General features: G+C 66.3%; 17 protein-coding genes and 1 pseudogene. 6 read left to right on the top strand and 12 right to left on the bottom strand.

Annotated features, from left to right (window positions below):
- Positions 1–16 precede the first annotated feature (16 nt).
- The 3 genes from selA to ACTJK0_RS19705 all read left to right on the top strand — a co-directional run bounded on the left by selA (position 17) and on the right by ACTJK0_RS19705 (position 3867).
- On the top strand, positions 17–1348 hold the full coding sequence (gene selA, locus ACTJK0_RS19715) for an L-seryl-tRNA(Sec) selenium transferase (RefSeq protein ID WP_440746322.1): 1332 nt from the start codon (positions 17–19) through the stop codon (positions 1346–1348).
- A 3-nt stretch (positions 1349–1351) separates the two neighbouring features.
- Positions 1352–3148 (top strand): selenocysteine-specific translation elongation factor, encoded by a 1797-nt coding sequence (selB, locus tag ACTJK0_RS19710; protein ID WP_110543236.1) that lies wholly within the window; start codon positions 1352–1354, stop codon positions 3146–3148.
- Positions 3149–3300: 152 nt separating this feature from the next.
- Positions 3301–3867, top strand: a complete 567-nt coding sequence (locus ACTJK0_RS19705) for a hypothetical protein (protein WP_110543234.1) — start codon at positions 3301–3303, stop codon at positions 3865–3867.
- Positions 3868–3967: 100 nt separating this feature from the next.
- Here the strand turns inward: ACTJK0_RS19705 and ACTJK0_RS19700 are convergent, their stop codons facing one another.
- The 5 genes from ACTJK0_RS19700 to ACTJK0_RS19680 all read right to left on the bottom strand — a co-directional run bounded on the left by ACTJK0_RS19700 (position 3968) and on the right by ACTJK0_RS19680 (position 8693).
- Complete coding sequence (locus ACTJK0_RS19700) at positions 3968–4468, bottom strand: hypothetical protein (RefSeq protein ID WP_440746321.1); 501 nt, start codon at positions 4466–4468, stop codon at positions 3968–3970.
- A 128-nt stretch (positions 4469–4596) separates the two neighbouring features.
- Positions 4597–5835, bottom strand: coding sequence for an N-acetylglucosamine-6-phosphate deacetylase (locus ACTJK0_RS19695; RefSeq protein WP_440746320.1), 1239 nt, complete (start codon positions 5833–5835; stop codon positions 4597–4599).
- A complete protein-coding gene (locus ACTJK0_RS19690) occupies positions 5825–6637 on the bottom strand; it encodes a copper homeostasis protein CutC (RefSeq protein WP_440746319.1) in 813 nt (270 codons plus the stop codon). Before ACTJK0_RS19690 ends, ACTJK0_RS19695 begins: the two co-directional genes overlap by 11 nt.
- Positions 6622–7401 carry a glucosamine-6-phosphate deaminase gene (nagB, locus tag ACTJK0_RS19685; protein WP_440746318.1) on the bottom strand — a complete coding sequence of 260 codons (780 nt, stop codon included), beginning with the start codon at positions 7399–7401 and terminating at the stop codon, positions 6622–6624. The genes ACTJK0_RS19690 and nagB overlap by 16 nt, the downstream gene beginning before the upstream one ends.
- Before the next feature lie 44 nt (positions 7402–7445).
- Positions 7446–8693, bottom strand: a complete 1248-nt coding sequence (locus ACTJK0_RS19680; protein WP_110543450.1) for a PTS transporter subunit EIIC — start codon at positions 8691–8693, stop codon at positions 7446–7448.
- Between the two features lie 231 nt (positions 8694–8924).
- Here ACTJK0_RS19680 and ACTJK0_RS19675 point away from each other — a divergent pair, with 231 nt between their 5' ends.
- On the top strand, positions 8925–9155 hold the full coding sequence (locus tag ACTJK0_RS19675) for a glucose PTS transporter subunit EIIB (RefSeq protein WP_440746317.1): 231 nt from the start codon (positions 8925–8927) through the stop codon (positions 9153–9155).
- A complete protein-coding gene (locus tag ACTJK0_RS19670) occupies positions 9155–9613 on the top strand; it encodes a PTS glucose transporter subunit IIA (protein ID WP_110543224.1) in 459 nt (152 codons plus the stop codon). Before ACTJK0_RS19675 ends, ACTJK0_RS19670 begins: the two co-directional genes overlap by 1 nt.
- An 8-nt stretch (positions 9614–9621) precedes the next feature.
- On the opposite strand, the gene ACTJK0_RS19665 is transcribed toward ACTJK0_RS19670, so the two are convergent.
- The 6 genes from ACTJK0_RS19665 to speB all read right to left on the bottom strand — a co-directional run bounded on the left by ACTJK0_RS19665 (position 9622) and on the right by speB (position 16187).
- Positions 9622–10374, bottom strand: coding sequence for a GntR family transcriptional regulator (locus ACTJK0_RS19665; protein WP_440746316.1), 753 nt, complete (start codon positions 10372–10374; stop codon positions 9622–9624).
- 119 nt (positions 10375–10493) lie between these two features.
- Positions 10494–10769: a hypothetical protein gene (locus ACTJK0_RS19660; RefSeq protein ID WP_440746315.1), complete on the bottom strand. Its 276-nt coding sequence runs from the start codon at positions 10767–10769 to the stop codon at positions 10494–10496.
- A gap of 146 nt (positions 10770–10915) precedes the next feature.
- A complete protein-coding gene (locus tag ACTJK0_RS19655) occupies positions 10916–12205 on the bottom strand; it encodes a D-arabinono-1,4-lactone oxidase (protein WP_110543219.1) in 1290 nt (429 codons plus the stop codon).
- Positions 12206–12231: 26 nt separating this feature from the next.
- A complete protein-coding gene (locus tag ACTJK0_RS19650) occupies positions 12232–13737 on the bottom strand; it encodes an aminobutyraldehyde dehydrogenase (RefSeq protein WP_110543217.1) in 1506 nt (501 codons plus the stop codon).
- Between the two features lie 12 nt (positions 13738–13749).
- Entirely contained in the window at positions 13750–15192 is a 1443-nt protein-coding gene (locus ACTJK0_RS19645; protein WP_440746314.1) for a purine-cytosine permease family protein, read from the bottom strand.
- Positions 15189–16187 (bottom strand): agmatinase, encoded by a 999-nt coding sequence (gene speB, locus ACTJK0_RS19640; protein ID WP_110543213.1) that lies wholly within the window; start codon positions 16185–16187, stop codon positions 15189–15191. Before speB ends, ACTJK0_RS19645 begins: the two co-directional genes overlap by 4 nt.
- Positions 16188–16362: 175 nt before the next feature.
- On the opposite strand from speB, the pseudogene ACTJK0_RS19635 reads away from it, so the two are divergent.
- Positions 16363–16992: pseudogene (locus ACTJK0_RS19635) on the top strand (PucR family transcriptional regulator ligand-binding domain-containing protein); the annotation flags it as partial.
- Between the two features lie 6 nt (positions 16993–16998).
- Here the strand turns inward: ACTJK0_RS19635 and ACTJK0_RS19630 are convergent.
- Positions 16999–18051, bottom strand: a complete 1053-nt coding sequence (locus tag ACTJK0_RS19630; RefSeq protein ID WP_440746202.1) for an IS110 family transposase — start codon at positions 18049–18051, stop codon at positions 16999–17001.
- Positions 18052–18345 lie beyond the last annotated feature (294 nt).

Genomic DNA, 18345 nt, shown 5'->3' with positions numbered 1-18345 from the left:
CGATCTGAGGAGGCCTGTGGACCACGTCGATCCCCGGCGCCTGATTCCCCGCACGAACGACCTGCTGGCACTGCCGCCCGTCCGCGAAGCCCGGACATGGCTGAACGAGCGGGTGATCCGCGAGCTGGTCCGGGACATCCAGGACCAGGCCCGGCGCGGCGACCTCCCTCCCGGAGAAGTTGAGCCTGTCCTCCTGGCCGCCATCGCCGGCCGCAAGGCAACCACCCTGCGCCCGGTGTTGAACGCAACCGGGGTCATCGTCCACACCAACCTCGGGCGGGCGCCCCTTTCCGAGGCTGCTGTCCAAGCTGTTGTCGCAGCCAGCGGCTACGTCGATGTGGAACTCGACCTGGCGGACGGAAACCGATCCCGCCGGGGCGCCGGAGCCCGGGCGGCACTGCTCGCCGCCTGTCCCGCCGCCGAAGAGGCGCTGGTAGTCAACAACGGAGCAGCGGCCCTGGTACTGGCCACCACCGCCCTGGCGGCCGGCAGGGAAGTGGTGGTCAGCCGCGGCGAACTGGTTGAAATTGGTGCCGGCTTCCGGCTCACCGACCTGATGGAATCGACGGGCGCAAGGCTCCGCGAGGTGGGCACCACCAACCGGACCCACCTGCGTGACTACGCGGATGCCCTGGGTCCCGCTACCGCCTGCGTCCTGAAGGTCCATCCGAGCAACTTCCGGGTGGAGGGTTTCACGTCCGCTGTTGCGCTGCACGAACTGGCCCCTCTGGCACGGGCAAACGGGGTCCCGCTCGTGGCCGACCTTGGGAGCGGACTGCTGGCGCCCGACCCACACCTCCCCGACGAACCTGACGTTGCGTCCGCCTTGGCGGCAGGGGCCGACGTCGTCATCGCCAGCGGTGACAAACTGCTGGGCGGACCCCAGGCCGGCCTGCTGCTGGGCCGCAAGGAGGTCATCACCCGGCTGGCACGCCATCCGCTTGCCCGGGCTGTGCGGGCCGACAAACTTGCCCTCGCCGCCCTGGAGGCAACCGTCGCGGGCGGAACCCCGCCCGTCGTGCAGTCGTTGCACGCCGACGACGGACATTTGCGGCGCCGTACCGACCGGCTCGCCGGTGAACTCGGAGTACCCGTGGTTCCGCATGACGGCAGGGTCGGCGGCGGAGGCGCCCCCGGCTTCCCCCTGCCCGGGTGGGCACTCCGGCTCCCCGAAGGACTGGCGCGGCTCCTGCGCACCGGTGATCCCGCCGTGCTTCCGCGTGTCCACGATGGTTCCTGCCTTATCGATCTCCGGTGCGTGCCCGCAGTGGAGGACGACCGGATTCTCGAGGCGGTACGGCAGGCGCTGGCAGCCTTCGAGGCTGCGGATGCAGGCAGGGCGGGCTGAGCGGTGCACGTTGTCGCCACGGCCGGACATGTGGACTCCGGCAAGAGCACCCTGGTCCGCGCCCTCACCGGCATGGAGCCGGACCGGTGGGAAGAAGAACGGCGGCGCGGCCTCACCATTGACCTCGGTTATGCCTGGACCACGCTGCCGTCCGGACAGGACGTTGCGTTCGTGGACGTCCCGGGCCACGAGCGGTTCCTGGGCAACATGCTGGCCGGAGTCGGGCCGGCTCCGGTGGTCTGTTTCGTCGTTGCCGCCGACGAAGGATGGCAGGCCCAGTCGAGTGACCACCGGGACGCCGTGGCGGCGCTGGGCATAGAACACGGCGTGGTGGTCCTCAGCCGCGCGGACCGGGCGTCCAGTCAACGGGTGGCGGACGTGCTGGCACGGACCCGTGTGGAGTTGGCCGGTACTGGACTGAAGGACGCGCCGGCAGTTGCCGTGTCCGCCATCGACGGAACCGGCCTGCCTGACCTGCGTTCAGCGCTCGACGGCGTCCTGGCCAGCGTGCCGCATCCTGCCACCGATGGGCGGGTCCGGCTGTGGGTGGACCGCTCATTCACGATCACCGGTTCCGGCACCGTGGTGACCGGAACGCTGGCAGCAGGAACAATCGTCCAGGGGGACCGGCTCACCATGCTTGGCCACTTTGGTTCCCGGTCCGTCGTCGTCCGTGGCCTGCAAAGCCGCGACACCTCGTACAGCTCGGTGGCGCCGGTCAGCCGTGTGGCTTTGAACCTGCGGGACGTTGCCGCGACGGACATCCGGCGCGGGGACGCGCTGCTTACCCCCGACGCCTGGCCCACCACGGGCGTGGTGGGCATCCAGCGGACGACGGGGGAGGCCTACACGGATGTGCCGGAGCAGCTCATGATCCATGTCGGCACCGCGTCCGTGCCGGCCCGGCTGCGTCCTTTCGGCGCGGACCACGCCCGGCTCGTCCTGGACAGGCACCTGCCCCTCGTTCTCGGGGACCGGCTGGTGCTTCGCGACCCCGGGAGCCGCTCCGTGCTGGGCGGCGCCCGCATCCTCGACGCCGATCCACCGGCCTTGCGGCGGCGGGGCGACGGCGCCCACTGGGCCGAACGGCTTGCCGGCATGGACCCGGCGGGCGACGTGCTGGGGGAGGTGGCAGCCCGCAAGGCTGTTCAGCTGGAGCATCTGCGAAGGTTGGGCCTGCTGTCCGGCCACCAACCCACGGCGCCGCCAGGTGTACAGGTCATCGATGACTGGTGGGTGCATGCTCCGGTCCTTGAGGCGTGGCAGCAGCAGCTTCGCAACGCAGTCCAGTCGCTGCATGAACGCGATCCGTTGGCGCCGGGCCTGTCCATGGGGGCAGCCCGCGATCTGCTTCGCTTGCCCGACGAGAGGCTGCTTTCCCACGTCATCCGCGGGGCTGCCCTGGAACAGGACGCAGGCCACATCCGGCTGCCGGGCAGCCGGGGCGATCTTGGCCCCGTCGAAACCGCGATCGCCGAGCTGGAGCGCAGGCTCAGCGCACATGCGTTCCAGGCCCCGGAATCCGAGGAGCTGGCCGCACTGGGCTTGGGCACCCGGGAGCTGGCTGCCGCCGAACGCGCGGGACGTCTGATGCGGCTGCGCGACGGCGTGGTGCTGCTGCCAACGGCGCCGGCCCTTGCGATGCGTACGCTCGCCGGCCTGGCGCAGCCCTTCACCACCAGCGAAGCGCGCCAGGCCCTCGGAACAACGCGCCGGATCGCCGTTCCACTTCTGGAGCACCTCGATTCGCGGGGGTGGACCCAGCGGTTGGACGCCGGCCACCGCAAGGTGGTGCGCTGACCCCGGCTTGGCGTCGAAGGGTGCCGCACGCGACCTGGGGGTCGTTCTGGCAGGAGACCCAGCAGCTTGGCTGACGGCCTGAAGCGCAGCGTGTTATGGAGGCTGGCGGGGAACCAGGATGCATGGTCCCGATTAGGGTGCATGATTGCCGCATGCAGAGAATTTCGGGCTGGGTGGCGGCAGCTGTGATCGTCACGATTGTTTTCGGAACTGTCTACCTGACGTTGCAGCAGATTGGCCGTCGGGCGGTGAACGATGCACCGGTGGCGGCCCTGGCAGCGCAGATTCAACAGCTTGACGCGGACCCCGCCACCGGGCCGCGTCTGGAACTGACCAAGGACAGCGGCACCTTCCTCATCGTCTACGGGGATGACAACAAACCGGTCTTCACGACGGTGACCCTGCATGGGGAAGTGCCGGATCTTCCGGCCGGCGTCCTGGATACCGCCCGCACCGCAGGAACTGACGCCGTTACCTGGCAGCCGGAGCCTGACCTCAGGATGGCGGTGGTCGCGCGGCATGCTGCCCGCAGGGTGGTCGTTGCCGGGCAATCCCTTACCCCGTTCGAGAACAGCGATCGATGGACCCAGCTCATTTTGGCGACTGGCTGGGTGATCAGCATGATGGTTCTCGGCGCTGCCTACGCAGTCATGGTCTTTTTCCCAAACGGCAAGCGCCCGGACTCCAGCAACCCCACCGTTCCTGGACGCGGGGCATAGTGCGCCCGCAACCAGGAACCGGCCGCGCAGCCAGGCAGTGGCCCCGGTCCGCGAATTGCCGGACTGCGTGGGCTGGGCAGCAGCGTCTTGTGGTGCCTGTTCAGCGGGTTGTGAGCCTGAGGGTGCGGGCGTGGCGGATCGCTGCGAGGGCCACGGCGCTGGCGGTCAGCCTGACCGCATGAATTCGATACCAGCGTGCCAGCAAAGGGCGGCGTTGGTCCTCACTGAGCGGCTGAGGGCTGAAGAACAGCCTCGGATTCAGGACTCGAAGGACATAGACGGTAGCAGCGGCGCCTATGGCTGAGCTGGTGGCGCCAACCAGCAGTGCGGCTCTGCTGCCCGGATGGTTCCACTCGGCTACCAGCGCACCGATAGCTGCCGGTGCGTTGATCGGTGCGACGGGCGCGTAATAGCGGCCGGGGCTGCCCGCTCCAAAGGGGGACCGGGAGAGTTCCCGGCCGGTCTCCGCGGCAGCCACCCGGTCGGGGATTTTGACCAGCGCCTCATAGAGGTTTCCGAAAAACCAATGGGCGTGGGTGAACTCGGCGACATTCAGGAGCCGATCGGCGAAAACTTCGCGGCGAAGTTGTGAGGTGTTCATGCCCACAATCTACGCTTCCGGGCCGTGCCGGGTTCTTCCCCCGGATGCCGAAACCTGGTCACGGGGCCAGCTCGGAAACCCCCGGGGCCCCCGGCGAAGATAGCCCGGCAGGCCTGGACTGCCGGCGCTCAAGACTGTCCTTCCGGCTCCAACCCGCTGGCGCTTGCTGTACCGGGCGCGCTGACCTGTTCACCCCTTCGCCACACTGCTGCCAGGTCCAGGTCCCCGTCAAGGACGACGACATCGGCCTGCATGCCAGTGCGCAGGTCACCGGCATGCGCCGAGAGGCCCAGCAAGGAGGCCGGGACTGCCGAAGCGGAGGTGACCGCATCGCGCAGTGGAACCCCCGCAGCCACGCAGCGGCGGACCACGTCCAGCAGCGTGCTGGTTCCGCCGGCGATGGCGCCCGTCGCGTCAACACGGGCGACGCCGCCGCTGACCGTGACGGCCAGGGAACCCAGCCGGTACCGTCCGTCCTCCAGCCCGGTGGCGGCCATCGAGTCGGTTACCAAGGCGATGTTCTGCGGACCCACGAGGTCGAACACCAGCTTCACGGTTTCCGGTGCCAGGTGCACGCCATCGGCAATGAGTTCCACCACTGCCGTCCCGGCCCGGGCCGCGCTGAGGCTCGCCGATACCGGCCCCGGGGAGCGGTGGTGCAGTGGAGGCATGGCGTTGAACAGGTGGGTGACACTCGGACGCTTCTTGCCGCCGGGATTCCCGGCCACATTCAGGCCTGACACCGCCCGCGCCAGGAACGCAGCCGCCGTTGCACTGTCCGCAGCGGTGTGGCCAAGAGAGGGGATGATGCCACGGGCCGTCAGCTGGTCAACAAGTTCGAAGGCCCCGGGCAGCTCGGCCGCCAGGGTCATGGAGGCCAGGGTTGGCCCCGCCGCTGCCAGCAGGCGGGCCACCAGCTCGCCATCAGGTTTGAGGAGCAAGGCGGGATCGTGCGCGCCGCACTGCTGGTCCGAGAGGAAAGGACCCTCGAGGTGCGACCCGGCAATGAGCCCCAGGCCTGCAAGCTCCCGCAGCACCCCGAGGTTCCTGACCAGGTTTTCGGGTTTTCCGGTGACCAGGCTGGCGACCAACGTGGTGGTTCCACGGCTGTGCAGGTAGCGCGCCGCCCGTTCTGCGTCCCCAGGATCACCTTCCGAGAAGTCCGAACCGAAGGCGCCATGGCAGTGCACGTCCACCAGGCCGGGCACCAGGACCTGGCCGGCCGGTGCCTTCGGCGGAAGTACCCCGGGGAAGTCCCGGGCAGGGCCGGCGAAGGTGACCAGGCCGCCGTCGGCCGCCACCACGCCGTCCGCAATATCCAGCGACGCGGTGACGATCCGGCCACGAAGAACCAGTTCAGTGCCCATCCAGAAACAGTCCTTCGTTCATCGATTTCTTCGCGGACACGGCGGCCGCCATGCGTGCGGCCAGGGCCGGGTCCGCGGCGCCGGCACGGACCCCGGAATCCCCGGCATTCCCGTGCCGGGGCCGCGCCGAGGTGTGCACGGCATGGACTCCGGCGTCCAGGAGTGACGGTACGAGTGCCAGGGTGACGCCCCCGCCGGCCATGATCTGCACCGAAGGTGCGCTCCGGCGCCCCTGCTGCACGATCCTTGCCAGCATCTCCATCCCCGCGGCGCAGTCGGTGCCGCCGCCGCTGGTCAGGACACGGTCCACTCCAGCCTGCTGCAGCCGGAAGAGGGCCTCGGCCGGATCCACACCGGCCCCCAGGGCTGCGTCGAAGGCACGGTGAAACGTCACCTCGGCGTCCGGCCGCACTGCCCGGGCAGCTGCCACGATGCGCCGCATCGCCGGAACGTCGGGGCCGCTGTCGGACCCAAGCACACCAACCACCACGCCCGCGGCGCCGGCGCGCAGTGCCGCGGCGACGTCGCGCTCAATGACATCCAGCTCGCCCGGCTCGTACACAAAGTTGCCGGGCCGCGGACGCACCAGGACATGAACCGGGAGGCCCTGGCTGCACGCCTGCTCGATGGTGCCGATGCTGGGCGTGATGCCCTCGGTTTCCGCCAGGGCGGCACAGAGTTCAACCCGGGCCGCGCCCACGGACATTGCCAGCCGTACGCCGTCGGCATTTTCCACTGCCAGCTCGAGCTGTGGCCCGGACCGGGCCACGGGCAGGGGCCCGGAGCTCACAGTCCCTGCCATGCCGGCTTCCGGCCGAAGGTGTCCTGGTAATACCCGCGGTGGGCGAGGCGGGAGGCCGCCGCCTCATCCACCAGCACCGAAACGTGCGGGTGCAGCTGGAGGGCCGACGCCGGGCAGACCGCTGCTACGGGACCTTCGACGGCGGCAGCCACAGCCTCAGCCTTGGCCGCACCCATCGCCAGCAGCAGGAGGTGCCGGGCCTCCCGGATGGTTCCGAGCCCCTGGGTCAGCACATGGTCCGGAACGTCCTCCGGTGCGTCAAAGAAGCGGGCATTGTCCTGGCGTGTCTGCCGGGTGAGCGTTTTGATCCGCGTGCGGGAGGCGAGCGAGGACATCGGCTCATTGAAGCCCACGTGGCCATCCGTCCCGATGCCCAGGATCTGGATATCCACGCCTCCAGCGGCGGCGATCCGGGCCTCGTAGGCGGCAGCCTCCGCCCGGGGATCCTGGGCCAGGCCGTCCAGTCCGTGCACTGCGCCGGGGCCGAAGTCCACGCTTGCCGTGAATTCCGCCCTGATGACCGAATGGTAGGACTGCGGGTGGCCGGGAGGTAGACCCACGTACTCGTCCAGCAGGAAGGCCTGGGCCGCGGCGAAGCTCAGCCCGCCATGCCGGTGCCGCCTAATGAGTTCCTGGTACGTTCCCAGGGGGGTGGAGCCCGTGGCCAGCCCCAGGACGGACGGCCCGAGCCGGACCTGTTCCTCGATGGCATCCGCGGCCGTGCGGGCCACGTCGTCAGGGGTGGGAAGGATGATGATTTCCATGCGGTGCGATGCTTTCGGCTGGAGGTTGCTGTTGTTGGACGGGGCTACTTCGCGGCTTCGGTTTCCACCGTGACTTCATCGTCTTCGCGGCCGGGCGTGCGCAGGTTCCAGCGCTTGATGACGAACGAGAAGAGGAAGTAGTAGATCGCCGCGTAGCCCAGGCCAATCGGGATCAACAGCCACGCGTTCTGTGCTTTGCCGAAGTTCAGGACGAAATCGATCAACCCGGCTGAGAACGTGAAGCCGTGGTGGATCCCCAGCGCGTTCACCAGGGCCATGGAGGTTCCGGTCAGCGCTGCGTGGACGATGTAGAGCGGGAAGGCGACGAACATGAACGAGTACTCAAGCGGTTCGGTGATGCCGGTGAAGAACGCCGTGAGCGCCGTGGAGAGCATGATGCCGCCCACGATCTTCTTCTGTGTGGGCTTGGCGTGGCGCCAGATGGCCAGGGCGGCGGCCGGAAGGCCGAACATCATGATGGGGAAGAAGCCGGTCATGAAGGTGCCCGCGGTGGGGTCGCCGGCAAAGAAGCGGTTCAGATCGCCGCGCACCAGGTGGCCGGACGCGTCGGTGTAGTCGCCGATGAGGAACCATACGCCGGAGTTCAGGATGTGGTGGAGTCCGGCAGGGATCAGCATGCGGTTGGCGAAACCGTAGATTCCGCCGCCCAGTACGGCGTTGCCGGACACAAACTGGCCCACCGCGGAAAGGCCTGCGTTGAAGAGCGGGTACAGGAGCGCGAGGACGACGCCGGCCACAAGGCTGGTGACGGAAGTCAGGATGGGCACCAGGCGGCGGCCGCTGAAGAAGCCGAGGAAGTCCGGCAGCTTGGTGCGGTAGAAGCGCTGCCACAGCCCGGCGGACAACAGGCCCACCACGATGCCGGCAAGGACGCCGTAGTTGATCATTGCCGGCTTCCCTCCGGGGTCCAGTTGCCCGTCGAGAACCAGCGGCGACATGGCCTTGAAGACGCCGTCGATCACCATGTAGCCCACAACCGCCGCGAGTGCCGTGGACCCGTCAGCCTTCTTAGCCCAGCCCACGGCGATGCCGACGGCGAAGATGAGCGGGAGCCAGGTAAAGACGGCGTTGCCGGCCGCCGAAATAACGGCGGCGCCGCCTTCGAAGCCGGGAATGGCGCCGAGCAGGTCGGCCTGGCCAATGCGAAGCAGGATGCCGGCGGCCGGAAGGACAGCGATGGGGAGCATCAGGCAGCGGCCCAGCCGCTGGAGGGTGGCGAAGGCCCTGTTTGGCTTCTTTTCAGTGGCCAGGGCGGTGGTTTCGGATGACATGGTGTGCACCTCTGCGGGGTTCGGTGGGGGTTTGTGAAAGAACGGTTCCAGCCGGTACTGTCTGGTTATGACCAGTTCAGTGTGATTCATCCCACCGTCGCTGTCAAGGAATGAAAATCTCCTCCGGGGCAGGCCGACTGTGGCAAAAGAAGCCATCATTGGTCGTACCGCAGCCGCCGGCTCCGGTGTTGGAAGATGTGCTCCGAGCGGGCACCGTCAGAAAGGGCAGCCATGTCCAAAGCAGAAAAAATCATTGAAGGCCTGGGCGGGGCCGGCAACATCCTGGAGGTCGAAGCCTGCATCACGCGGCTGCGCACCGAGGTCAAGGACTCGTCACTGGTTAACGAAGCGACCCTCAAGGCGGCAGGTGCCCACGGCGTCCTGGCAGCCGGCACCGCGGTCCAGGTGATCGTGGGGCCCGAGGCGGACAGGCTGGCCGAGGACATCGAGGACCTCCTCTAATGGCGCAGTCCCTGCTGGTTCATGCCCCGATCGGCGGTACGGTCATTCCGCTGGCCGAGGTTCCCGACCCCGTATTCGCGGGACAGATGGTGGGTTCCGGCGCGGCCGTGGAACCGCCTGCAGGTGTGGCGTTCGACGTCGTATCCCCCGTTGCGGGGAAAGTGGTCAAGATGCTGCCGCACGCCTTCGTGGTGGTTGAGTCATCCGGCCGGGGCGTGCTGACGCACGTGGGGATCGATACCGTCAAACTCAAGGGCGAAGGCTTCAAGCTGCTGGTCACCCAAGGCGATGAGGTCGAGGCCGGCGCGCCGGTCATGCACGTGGACCCCGCCGCGGCCGTGGCCGCGGGTTACTCAATGGTGAGTCCCGTCGTCGTCCTGGATACCAAGGCGGACAGCGCCACGCTTGTGGACGCGGGCACCGTCACGGCCGGCGAATTGCTGTTTACGCTCGGCTAGGCTCCCTGCTACAGGCGCACTTCCATGGTGAGGGAGTAGCGGTCCGAACGGTACCAGGAACGCGAATGCTCGATGGCCAGGTCGCCTGAATAGGACACCCGGTCAAACGCAAGCACCGGTGCCCCTGTTCCCGTCCCGAGGAGCGCCCCGACGTCGGCCGGGGCGCCCTCGGACCGGACGCTTTGGCGTGCCCGGTCGATTTGGTGCCCGAACTGCCCGGCCAGGGCCTTGTAGACGGAGCCGCTGAGATCGATGCCCAGCAGTCCGGGCGCATGCTGGGGGTTGTACCAGGCATCGTCGACGCTCACCGGGCGGCCATCCGCCAGGCGGAGCCGCTTCAGGTGGTATGCCTCGGCGCCCGGGGCGAGGCCGAGCGCCTCTGCGGTGTCGTCCGGGGCCTCAAGGCGTTCGGCCACCAGCACCACGGTGCTGGGAACGTGCCCCATCGCTTCCATCTCCTGCGTGAATGAGGCCAGATGCAGCGTGGACTGGACGGGCGAGTCCGCAACGAATGTGCCCTTGGCGGGAACGCGTACCAGGTGCCCCTCATTGACCAGGCGGCCGATCGCCGCCCGTACCGTGATGCGGCTGACGCCATACGAATCCATGAGGGTACGTTCGCTGGGAAGCCGGGCCCCGGGCTCCAACTCCTCTTTTGCAAGCTTAAGGATGATGAGACGGAGCTGCTCATGCTTCGGCACCTGAGAGTTGTTGATGTGCGCGTTAGGTGGATGCGCCGTACTCTCTGATGTGGCCTGCATCGAGCCCTCCTTAATCTGGAGCGGTCCGGTAAGGACCACTAGCTCGGATTATTCCATGGAGCAGACTGCATTGCGACCAAGCGCAGCGCCCGTCACGCCTGTCGCCCCAGTCGCCGGCATCAGCGTTTGGTTCTGTGCTGCCGGAACTGCCCTATGAGGCTGATGATCGCAAGCGCGAACGTTGCACTGGCGTAGCGGGCTATGGCCGGGATCAGACCGAGGAGTGCGGGGAGTTGTCCCACGAGGATGACCGGGATGCTGAAGCCCAGGTAGGCCACCACGTAAACGGCGGAGATGGTGGCCGCCCTGTCCTGGGCTTGCACTGCCGGGATGAGGAAGCGAAGGGCGGAGGTGAAAGCGGCTCCGAACCCGATCCCGCCCAGGCGCAGACCCACCGTCCTCCGCGGAACTGGAGCCGATTACGGGCCGTGCTTAGGAAGGCCCTGTCCCCACATGCCGGACGACGGCACCCAGGGTGGGTGCCGTCGTCGGGTATCCGCCTTACTTAGGATCCTGCCGCAGTGGCCGCCACAGGCCGCGGTCAGCCGAACAAGGCGCGGGTGTGGTCGTTAAGGAAAATGCCGCGTGGATCGAATTCGCGGCGGACCTGGATGAAGGTATCCAGTCCGGGGTAGAGGCGCTCCAGGCGGCTCCTGGTCATGAAGTGGATCTTCCCCCAATGCGCCCGCGGTTCGAACTCCTGCAGGACGGCGTCGGCGTCACGGAAGAACTGCCAGTAGTCGGTACCGGGCTTGGTGGTCAACGTAATGACGGTGCTGTCGCGTCCCTGGAACTGGGACATATAAGCATCGTCGGCCTTTACCCAACGGACCTCCACGGGGTACTTCTGGTCGTGATGCCTGGTCCTGATAAGGTCCTGGACAGCCTCCACGGCGGCCAGTCCGTCCTCGCTGCGGACGAAGTACTCAAGTTCGTGGAACTGGGTGGTGAAGCCGCCGGGGTAGATCCGGTACGAGCGGTCCAGCCGCGCTCCTTCACGGGTGGAAAGTTCGCTTTCGTCCTGGATGTGGGCCACGTTGTACCGCTTGGTGTAGCTGCGGTCCGTCATGTCGTGGCCGGGCGAACCGGGCAGGTCCAGCAATTCACAGGAGTCGGAATCGGGGCACCAGAGGAACGAATAGTGCCGGTTTGAGTCAATGTCGGACTGCCACGTGGCGGTTGTCTCGGCCCATGTGGGGTAGGTGATTTGTTCCTGCAGGTAGTACTTGTCCTCGACGTCCAGTTCAACCTCAAGGAAGACGCCAAGGGTGCCCAGGGCAACTTGGGCGGCCCGGAGCTCGCGCAGCTGCCCCTCGCCGATTTCAACGATCTCGCCGTAGCCGTTGATCAGCTTCACCCACCGCAGTTTCGACGAGAAACTGCCCAGGTCCTTCCCGGAGCCGTGCGTGCTGGTTGCCAGCGCCCCGGCGATCTGTTGCTTATCGATGTCCCCCTGGTTACCCAGGGCCAATCCTTGTGCCCAGAGGGCGTCGCCGAACGCGTTGATGGTGGTTCCCGCCATAGCCCGGGCACGCCGCTGGCGCTTGTCGGTGCCCGTGATGGCCGAAAGGCGGGACATGTCCATCAGGACCCCGCCGGTCTGTACCAGTGGCGAGGAGGAATGTCCTGATCCGACAGCGCGCACCGGAAGGCCTTCACGGAGGGCAAACCGTACCGCGTCGAGCGCTTCCTGTTCATTGCGCGGCTGGACGGTGAATGCCGGTGTGGCACTCTGGTTTCCGCCCCAGTTGGTCCATGTGGCGTCGGTTCGGTAGGGCACTGGAGGTGCAGCGGCTGCCGTGGGCGCCGGCACATGGTTCAGGCTGGTCATTTCTGAAGCTCCGTTGCTTGTAGGGTTCACGCGCTGTGGTTGATCATGACGTGTTTGGTGCGGGAGTAGTCGTCCAGGGCATAGAGCGAGAGGTCGCGGCCGTAGCCGGATCCCTTGAACCCGCCCCAAGGCACTTCGCAGGCCAGCACCAGGTGGGCATTGACCCAGACGGTACCAAAGTCGAGTTGCTTGGGTACCCGCAGCGACAGGCTCGAATCATGGGTCCAAACCGAGGCGGAAAGACCGTAGGGGCTTTCATTGGCACGGCGCACTGCCTCGTCGGTGCTGCTGAATGTTTCGACCGTAACTACGGGGCCAAAGATCTCATGGGTGGCGATGGGCGCTCCAGCCGGAACGTCGGTGATGACCGTCGGCTCGAGGAAGTATCCGGTGCCCTGCATGACTGAACCGCCGATGGCGATGGTCAATCCGGCAGCTTTGGCCTCCTCGAGGGATTGCTTGACGCGCTCAAAGTGCGGCCGGGAAATCATGGGGCCCATCTCCACCTCGTCGCCGGCATCCGGAGAGCCCACCACCAGGGTGCCCACCTCGCGCACCAAATGCCGGGTGAACTCTTCGGCCACCGACTCGTGCACCAGCACACGGCACGCCGCACCACAGTCCTGCCCGGCGTTCCAATAGCCGGCGTTCCGGACGCCTGCAGCGGCCGCAGGCAGGTCCGCGTCGGCGAAGACAAGCACAGGGGCCTTGCCGCCGAGTTCCAGGTGGACGCGCTTCACTGACCGCGCCGCCGTTTCAGCCACCGCTTGTCCGCTGGCAACACTGCCGGTTAGGGCCACCAGGGAAATGTCCGGGTGCTCCGAAAGCCGCTGCCCGACAGTCCTGCCCTGGCCCGTCACCACGTTGAGGATGCCGTCCGGGATGCGTCCGGCGAGCAGCTCCGCGAGCTTGAGCGTCGAGAGGGGCGTTTGTTCGGAGGGTTTCAGGACGATGCTGTTGCCTGCGGCCAGAATGGGGGCAACCTTCCACGCTGCCATCAGGAGCGGGTAATTCCAGGGGGTGATAACGCCAACAACCCCGGCCGGTTCCCGCAGGATGACCGACGTGTGGCCTGTGGCGTAGTCCCCGCCGGCCATGGACGTCAGTGTCCGGCACGCTCCTGCCATGAATCGGAAGGTGTCCACGGTGCTGGTGACATCGTCTTCCGCTACCGGCCGTGGCTTGCCCGTGTTGGCGGACTCGAGGGCTTCGAACGCGTCGCGGTTGGTTTCGATGATGTTGGCGATCAGGTTCAGCACATCTGACCGTTCCTTGGGTGTGGTGGCCCCCCAGGTCTTCTGGGCCTGGACGGCGGCAGCCACCGCGGCGTCGACGTCGGCGGCGCTGCCTGCCTGGACTGAGGCGATAATCTCCTCGGTCGCGGGATTGACGACGTCGATCAGTTCACGGGACGAGCCCGGAACGAAGGAGCCGGCAATGAAGTGGCCCGTTGGCGGGAGCAGCGCGGCGACGCCCGTGCTGTCGGAGCCTGATCGATGGACGGTGAAGGTTTCCGGCTGGGTGGTGGTCATGATGCTTCGCTTTCAGATGAGGTCGGGGGCAAGGGTGGGGGCGGGAAGCGGCGCGGCTTCAGTCTTTTTCCGGAAGACGCGGGCCGCCAGGTAATAGAGCGGGGCTACAACAACCAGGCCGACGATCCAGGAGATGTCCACGCCACCCAGGGCTGTTGCGAAGGGGCCGGTGTAGACAGCGGTTGCCGAGAAGGGAACCTGGATCAGGGCGCCGGCGATGTAGGAGCCGATGGCGATCCAATTGAACCGCCCGTACACACCGCCGTCGCGCTTGAAGAAGTCTTCAACTTTGTAGTCGCCATGCCTGAGGAGGTAGTAATCCACCAGGTTGATGGCCGTCCAGGGGACCAGGACGTACATCAGGAAGGACAGGAAGTTCGTGTAGAAGAGGATGAAGTTGTCGCGGGCGAACAGGGCGATGGCCACCGCGACGGTAAAGAGGATGACCGCGGCGATGCTTCGGGTTTTGGCCCGCGGCAACCAGTTGGGTTTGAAGGTCTGTCCTATGGTCAGGGTGCAGAGGACGCCGCAGTACAGGTTCATCGCATTCGACGCTGCAACGCCCAGGCAGAAGATGCCGACGATCATGATGGTCCATGGCTGGAGCAGGGCGCCAAGGCTGCCCACGATCTCAACGTTGCCGGCTTCCACGCTCATGCTTACGGCCAGAGTTCCGACGAGGGCGCCGAGCAGCATCGGGAACAGGGTTCCCAGTACGCAGCCCGAGTAGGAGGCCCAGAAAGCGTGCAGTGACCCCGTACCTTGGGGCATGTAGCGGGAATAGTCCGAAACGTAAGGGGCGTAGGCGAGTTGCCACAGGGCCGAGACCGAGACGGTGCCCATGAATCCCACCCAGTTGAAGTTGCCCTGTTCCAGGAAACCCGCCGGAAGGCCGTCCACCAGCAGGATCCAGGCAAACGCCAACAGCAGGGCGATTCCGGCCACCACGCTCAGGAAGCGGGCGTAGGCGTGTATGAGCCTGTAACCGAAAATCGTCGCAACAACGCTGACGACGCCGATGATCATGATGCCGGCGTCAACGCTGATGCCGGGGCTCACCGCGGCCATGGCCTCGCCGCCGAAGACAAGGTTGGCTGCGAAGAACCCGACATACATGATGACCACAATCACCACGATCAGCAGCGCTCCGAACGAACCGAACTGGCCGCGGGTCTGGATCATCTGCGCCACACCCAGCTGGGGACCCTGGGCTGAATGCAGTGCCATGAAGATTCCGCCGACAACATTGCCGATGATGATGCCGACGACCGCGGGAACAAAGCCCAAGCCGAACACCGTGGTGGCGAGCCCGCCGGTCACGATGGTCATGATCATGATGTTCGACCCAAACCAGATGGTGAAGAGGTCCCGGGCCTTGCCATGGCGTTCATGGGCAGGGATCGGCTGGATGGTCTTGTCTTCAAGCCGGGGTACTTCAGAGGTGGGGGTGCTCATGATGCGCTCCTGGCAACCGATTCGAGTTCGCGCATCCCGGCGGTCTTGCTGCGGTTGACCATCAGCGCCAGCAGGTCGAAGACGAGCGTCGCGGCGGCCAGGGTGGTGATGTCGGCATGGTCGTAGGCAGGTGCGACCTCCACGACGTCGGCCCCCACGATGTTGATGCCGTCCAGTCCGCGGAGCAGGGCGAGAAGTTCGCGTGAGTGGAGTCCGCCCATTTCCGGTGTTCCGGTTCCGGGCGCGTAGGACGGATCCAGGACGTCGATATCGATGGACACGTAAACGGGTGTCTCACCCAGCCGCTCCTTCACCTGTCGTATCGCCGCAGGAACGCCGAGGACGTCCAGGTCCGAGCACCGGATGATCTGGAAACCGAACTCGTGGTCGCGGAGAAAGTCGTTGCGGTCGTAGACCGGGCCTCGGATGCCTACATGCATGGAGCTGTCCTCCACGAGCAGGCCTTCCTCGAAGGCGCGCCGGAAGATGGTTCCGTGCGTGACGGGCTGGTCGAAGTACGTGTCCCATGTGTCCAGGTGGGCATCGAAATGGAGCAGCGCCACGGGTCCGTGGACCTTGTTCAGCGCCCGCAGCATGGGCAGGGCGATCGTGTGGTCACCGCCGATGGAGATCAATTTCTTGTCCCCGCCCAGGAGGGGGAGTGCCTGCTCTTCGATTTCGCGGACGGCGCGGGTGATGTCGTAAGGAGTACAGGCAATGTCGCCGGCATCCACCACCTGCGCCTCGTAGACGGGCTCCACGTCCAGCTCGGGATGGTAGCCGGGACGGAGCAGCCGGGAGGCTTCGCGGACCGCGGCCGGGCCGAAACGTGCTCCTGGACGGAAGGAAGTTCCGCCGTCAAACGGCACGCCGACAATGGCGATGTCGTAGTCCGGCACCCGGTCGATTTGAGGAAGTCGGGCAAAGGTGCCCAGGCCCGCATAGCGGGGGACCTTCGTTGCGTCCACGGGGCCTATGGGCTGGTGGGTTGTCATGGCTTGATCCTTCGATAGCTGGGGCGCTCGCCGTTGAGCGGGAAGTGCATACCTCAATTCTTAGTGGCGCGGATCACTGCGGATAGCGGTACATTGACTACAAATGGCCGAGGTACTTAGACGAATGTCTAAACGCCGTCTAAGCCGACGCCCCATCAGAACCAGGAGCCTGCCCGTGGCCATCACCGTTGCCGAACTCGTGTCCGAGCCGCAGCTGGGGCTTACTCTCCTGGCGGGCGCGGACGGGGCAAACAACCGGATCACATGGGCCCACACCTCGGATCTCCCGAGGCTCTGGGAATGGGTCACGGGCGGTGAGCTGATGATGACCAACGGGCTCTCCATCCCCGCGGACGCGGAAGGCCAGGTTGCGCTCGCCGACGCCCTGGTGGATTCCGGGGCAAGTGCCCTGGCCATTGGCGAGAAGATGCATGCGCCGCCGCTCACGGCCGAATTCATTGAGGCCTGCAACAAACTCCCGCTGCCCCTGATCAACATTCCGTATCCGCTACCGTTCATCGCCATAGCAAGGTCCGTAGCGGAGTCGTCGCTGCTGGAGGAATCCCGCCGGCTCCGCCAGACTGCACGGGTCTATGACCTCCTCCGCACCGCAGGGGCGTCCGAGGACCACTGGCAGAGCCTCGTCCTGAGGCTGGCCACCGAATTGGACTCGGAGCTGTTCGTGGTGGACCGCCGATGCCTCCACCCCTGGCACCCTGACGGCCAGCCCCTTCCCGGATTCCTGGTGGAACAGTGGTCTCCACACCCCGGCCAAGTGTCCGTTGCGGGCAAGACTCTTCTATGGTTTGTGTCAAGCCATGATTGTCTGCAGCCTCCGGTAGAGCTGGCGTGCGACATAGCGTTTGAGGCAGCGCCGGATCTCACGTCGGTTCATCCCTTCGGAGGTTCGGCGCTCAGCGTAGGCTCTTGTTCTCGGGTCGAACGTCAGCCGTGTTCTTGCGATGACGTCCAGTGCGCGATTCAGCTGCCGGTCGCCGTTGCGGTTGAGCCGGTGTCGTGTGGTGTTTCCGGAGGACGCGGGGATGGGGCAGGCGCCGGCGAGGGCTGCGAAGGCGGCTTCGGAGCGGACCCTGCCGTGATGTGAGTAGGCTGCGAGGACCAGGGCTGCAGTCACCGGTCCGACCCCGGCTTCGTTTTGCAGTCCGGGAGCGAGTTGTTGAACCAGTTCGCCCAGGAGTGCTTTGTTTTCTTTCAGCGAAGCGGTTGAGGTCAGGATTTCCCGGGCGAGTCGGCGGGCTTCGTTTCTTGCCACTGCGACCTGGATGGGGTCGGCGGCTCGCGGCCGCCACGAGGCAACGAGTTCAATCTGCGCGTCCATCAGTGCACGCCGAGCATCAAGGCCCAAGTCGGTCGTCCGGACCAATGCGTTCAGCGCGTTGCGGTTGATGGTTCGTGCAGTGTCCAGGCGTCGTCTTGCGGCCAGGAGTACTGTGAGTGCTTCGCGGGTTCCTTCGGCTCGCGGCCGGACAAGCCGGGCGGTGTCTAATGCGTGCGTGGCGCGGGCTGCGGCGATGGCATCGATGGCATCAGACTTGCCCCTGCTTCCACGTGAGCCGCGCCGGGGCGGCCGGGCTTCAACCACGTGCAGTCCACTCCCGGTGAGTGCTCTGGTCAGGGCGGCGCCATAGGAGCCGGTGCCTTCGACCGCGACGATGACGGAACGCTCTGGCCCGCCAGCACGATGTATCCACGCGGCAGCTCTGTTGATGCCGCTCTCGCTGGCCGGAAAGGTCTTGGTTTCCTCGATAGCTCCAGTTCTGGCAGCCATCAGGGCGTAGGTGTGGGTGCGGGAGTGAGTATCCACTCCGACGATGAATTCGTACGTTTCCGCCACCATGGTCATGGGGCTGGGCTCCTTCCCGTAGTCGGTACCTGTGCGGTGCCAGTCCGGCTGGAGCTGCGTTGAGGCACTTCTCTAACGGGTCACGGCGCTCCCATCGGGGGAGCCCGGACAATCTTCTATCAGGCCATCAGCGCGGGCGGACCGGCGCAGGCCCGTTCCGAGGTGGACGAGTCTTGCTAAAGGCACCGAGCCTGATGAGGTTCGGGCCAGAATTTCCATGAGTCACACCCCGGAGGGGCCTGCACCAGCCTCCCAGCCAGCACCAGACCAGCCAAGACCATTAGAGAATTTCCA

Source organism: Paenarthrobacter sp. 22069, from assembly GCF_052046035.1.
Classification (GTDB): Bacteria; Actinomycetota; Actinomycetes; order Actinomycetales; family Micrococcaceae; genus Arthrobacter.
Note: the sequence above shows the minus strand (reverse complement) of the source record. Positions and strands in the feature narration are given on the sequence as shown.

Bases quoted from the DNA above. Each gene is read 5' to 3' on its own strand.
- ACTJK0_RS19650 (WP_110543217.1), bottom strand. From the start codon at position 13,737: ATGACCACCACCCAGCCGGAAACCTTCACCGTCCATCGATCAGGCTCC.
- ACTJK0_RS19690 (WP_440746319.1), bottom strand. From the start codon at position 6,637: ATGGCAGGGACTGTGAGCTCCGGGCCCCTGCCCGTGGCCCGGTCCGGG.
- ACTJK0_RS19695 (WP_440746320.1), bottom strand. From the start codon at position 5,835: ATGGGCACTGAACTGGTTCTTCGTGGCCGGATCGTCACCGCGTCGCTG.
- ACTJK0_RS19655 (WP_110543219.1), bottom strand. From the start codon at position 12,205: ATGACCAGCCTGAACCATGTGCCGGCGCCCACGGCAGCCGCTGCACCT.
- ACTJK0_RS19665 (WP_440746316.1), bottom strand. From the start codon at position 10,374: ATGCAGGCCACATCAGAGAGTACGGCGCATCCACCTAACGCGCACATC.
- ACTJK0_RS19675 (WP_440746317.1), top strand. From the start codon at position 8,925: ATGTCCAAAGCAGAAAAAATCATTGAAGGCCTGGGCGGGGCCGGCAAC.
- ACTJK0_RS19700 (WP_440746321.1), bottom strand. From the start codon at position 4,468: ATGAACACCTCACAACTTCGCCGCGAAGTTTTCGCCGATCGGCTCCTG.
- ACTJK0_RS19645 (WP_440746314.1), bottom strand. From the start codon at position 15,192: ATGAGCACCCCCACCTCTGAAGTACCCCGGCTTGAAGACAAGACCATC.
- ACTJK0_RS19670 (WP_110543224.1), top strand. From the start codon at position 9,155: ATGGCGCAGTCCCTGCTGGTTCATGCCCCGATCGGCGGTACGGTCATT.
- ACTJK0_RS19705 (WP_110543234.1), top strand. From the start codon at position 3,301: ATGCAGAGAATTTCGGGCTGGGTGGCGGCAGCTGTGATCGTCACGATT.
- ACTJK0_RS19630 (WP_440746202.1), bottom strand. From the start codon at position 18,051: ATGACCATGGTGGCGGAAACGTACGAATTCATCGTCGGAGTGGATACT.
- nagB (WP_440746318.1), bottom strand. From the start codon at position 7,401: ATGGAAATCATCATCCTTCCCACCCCTGACGACGTGGCCCGCACGGCC.
- speB (WP_110543213.1), bottom strand. From the start codon at position 16,187: ATGACAACCCACCAGCCCATAGGCCCCGTGGACGCAACGAAGGTCCCC.
- ACTJK0_RS19680 (WP_110543450.1), bottom strand. From the start codon at position 8,693: ATGTCATCCGAAACCACCGCCCTGGCCACTGAAAAGAAGCCAAACAGG.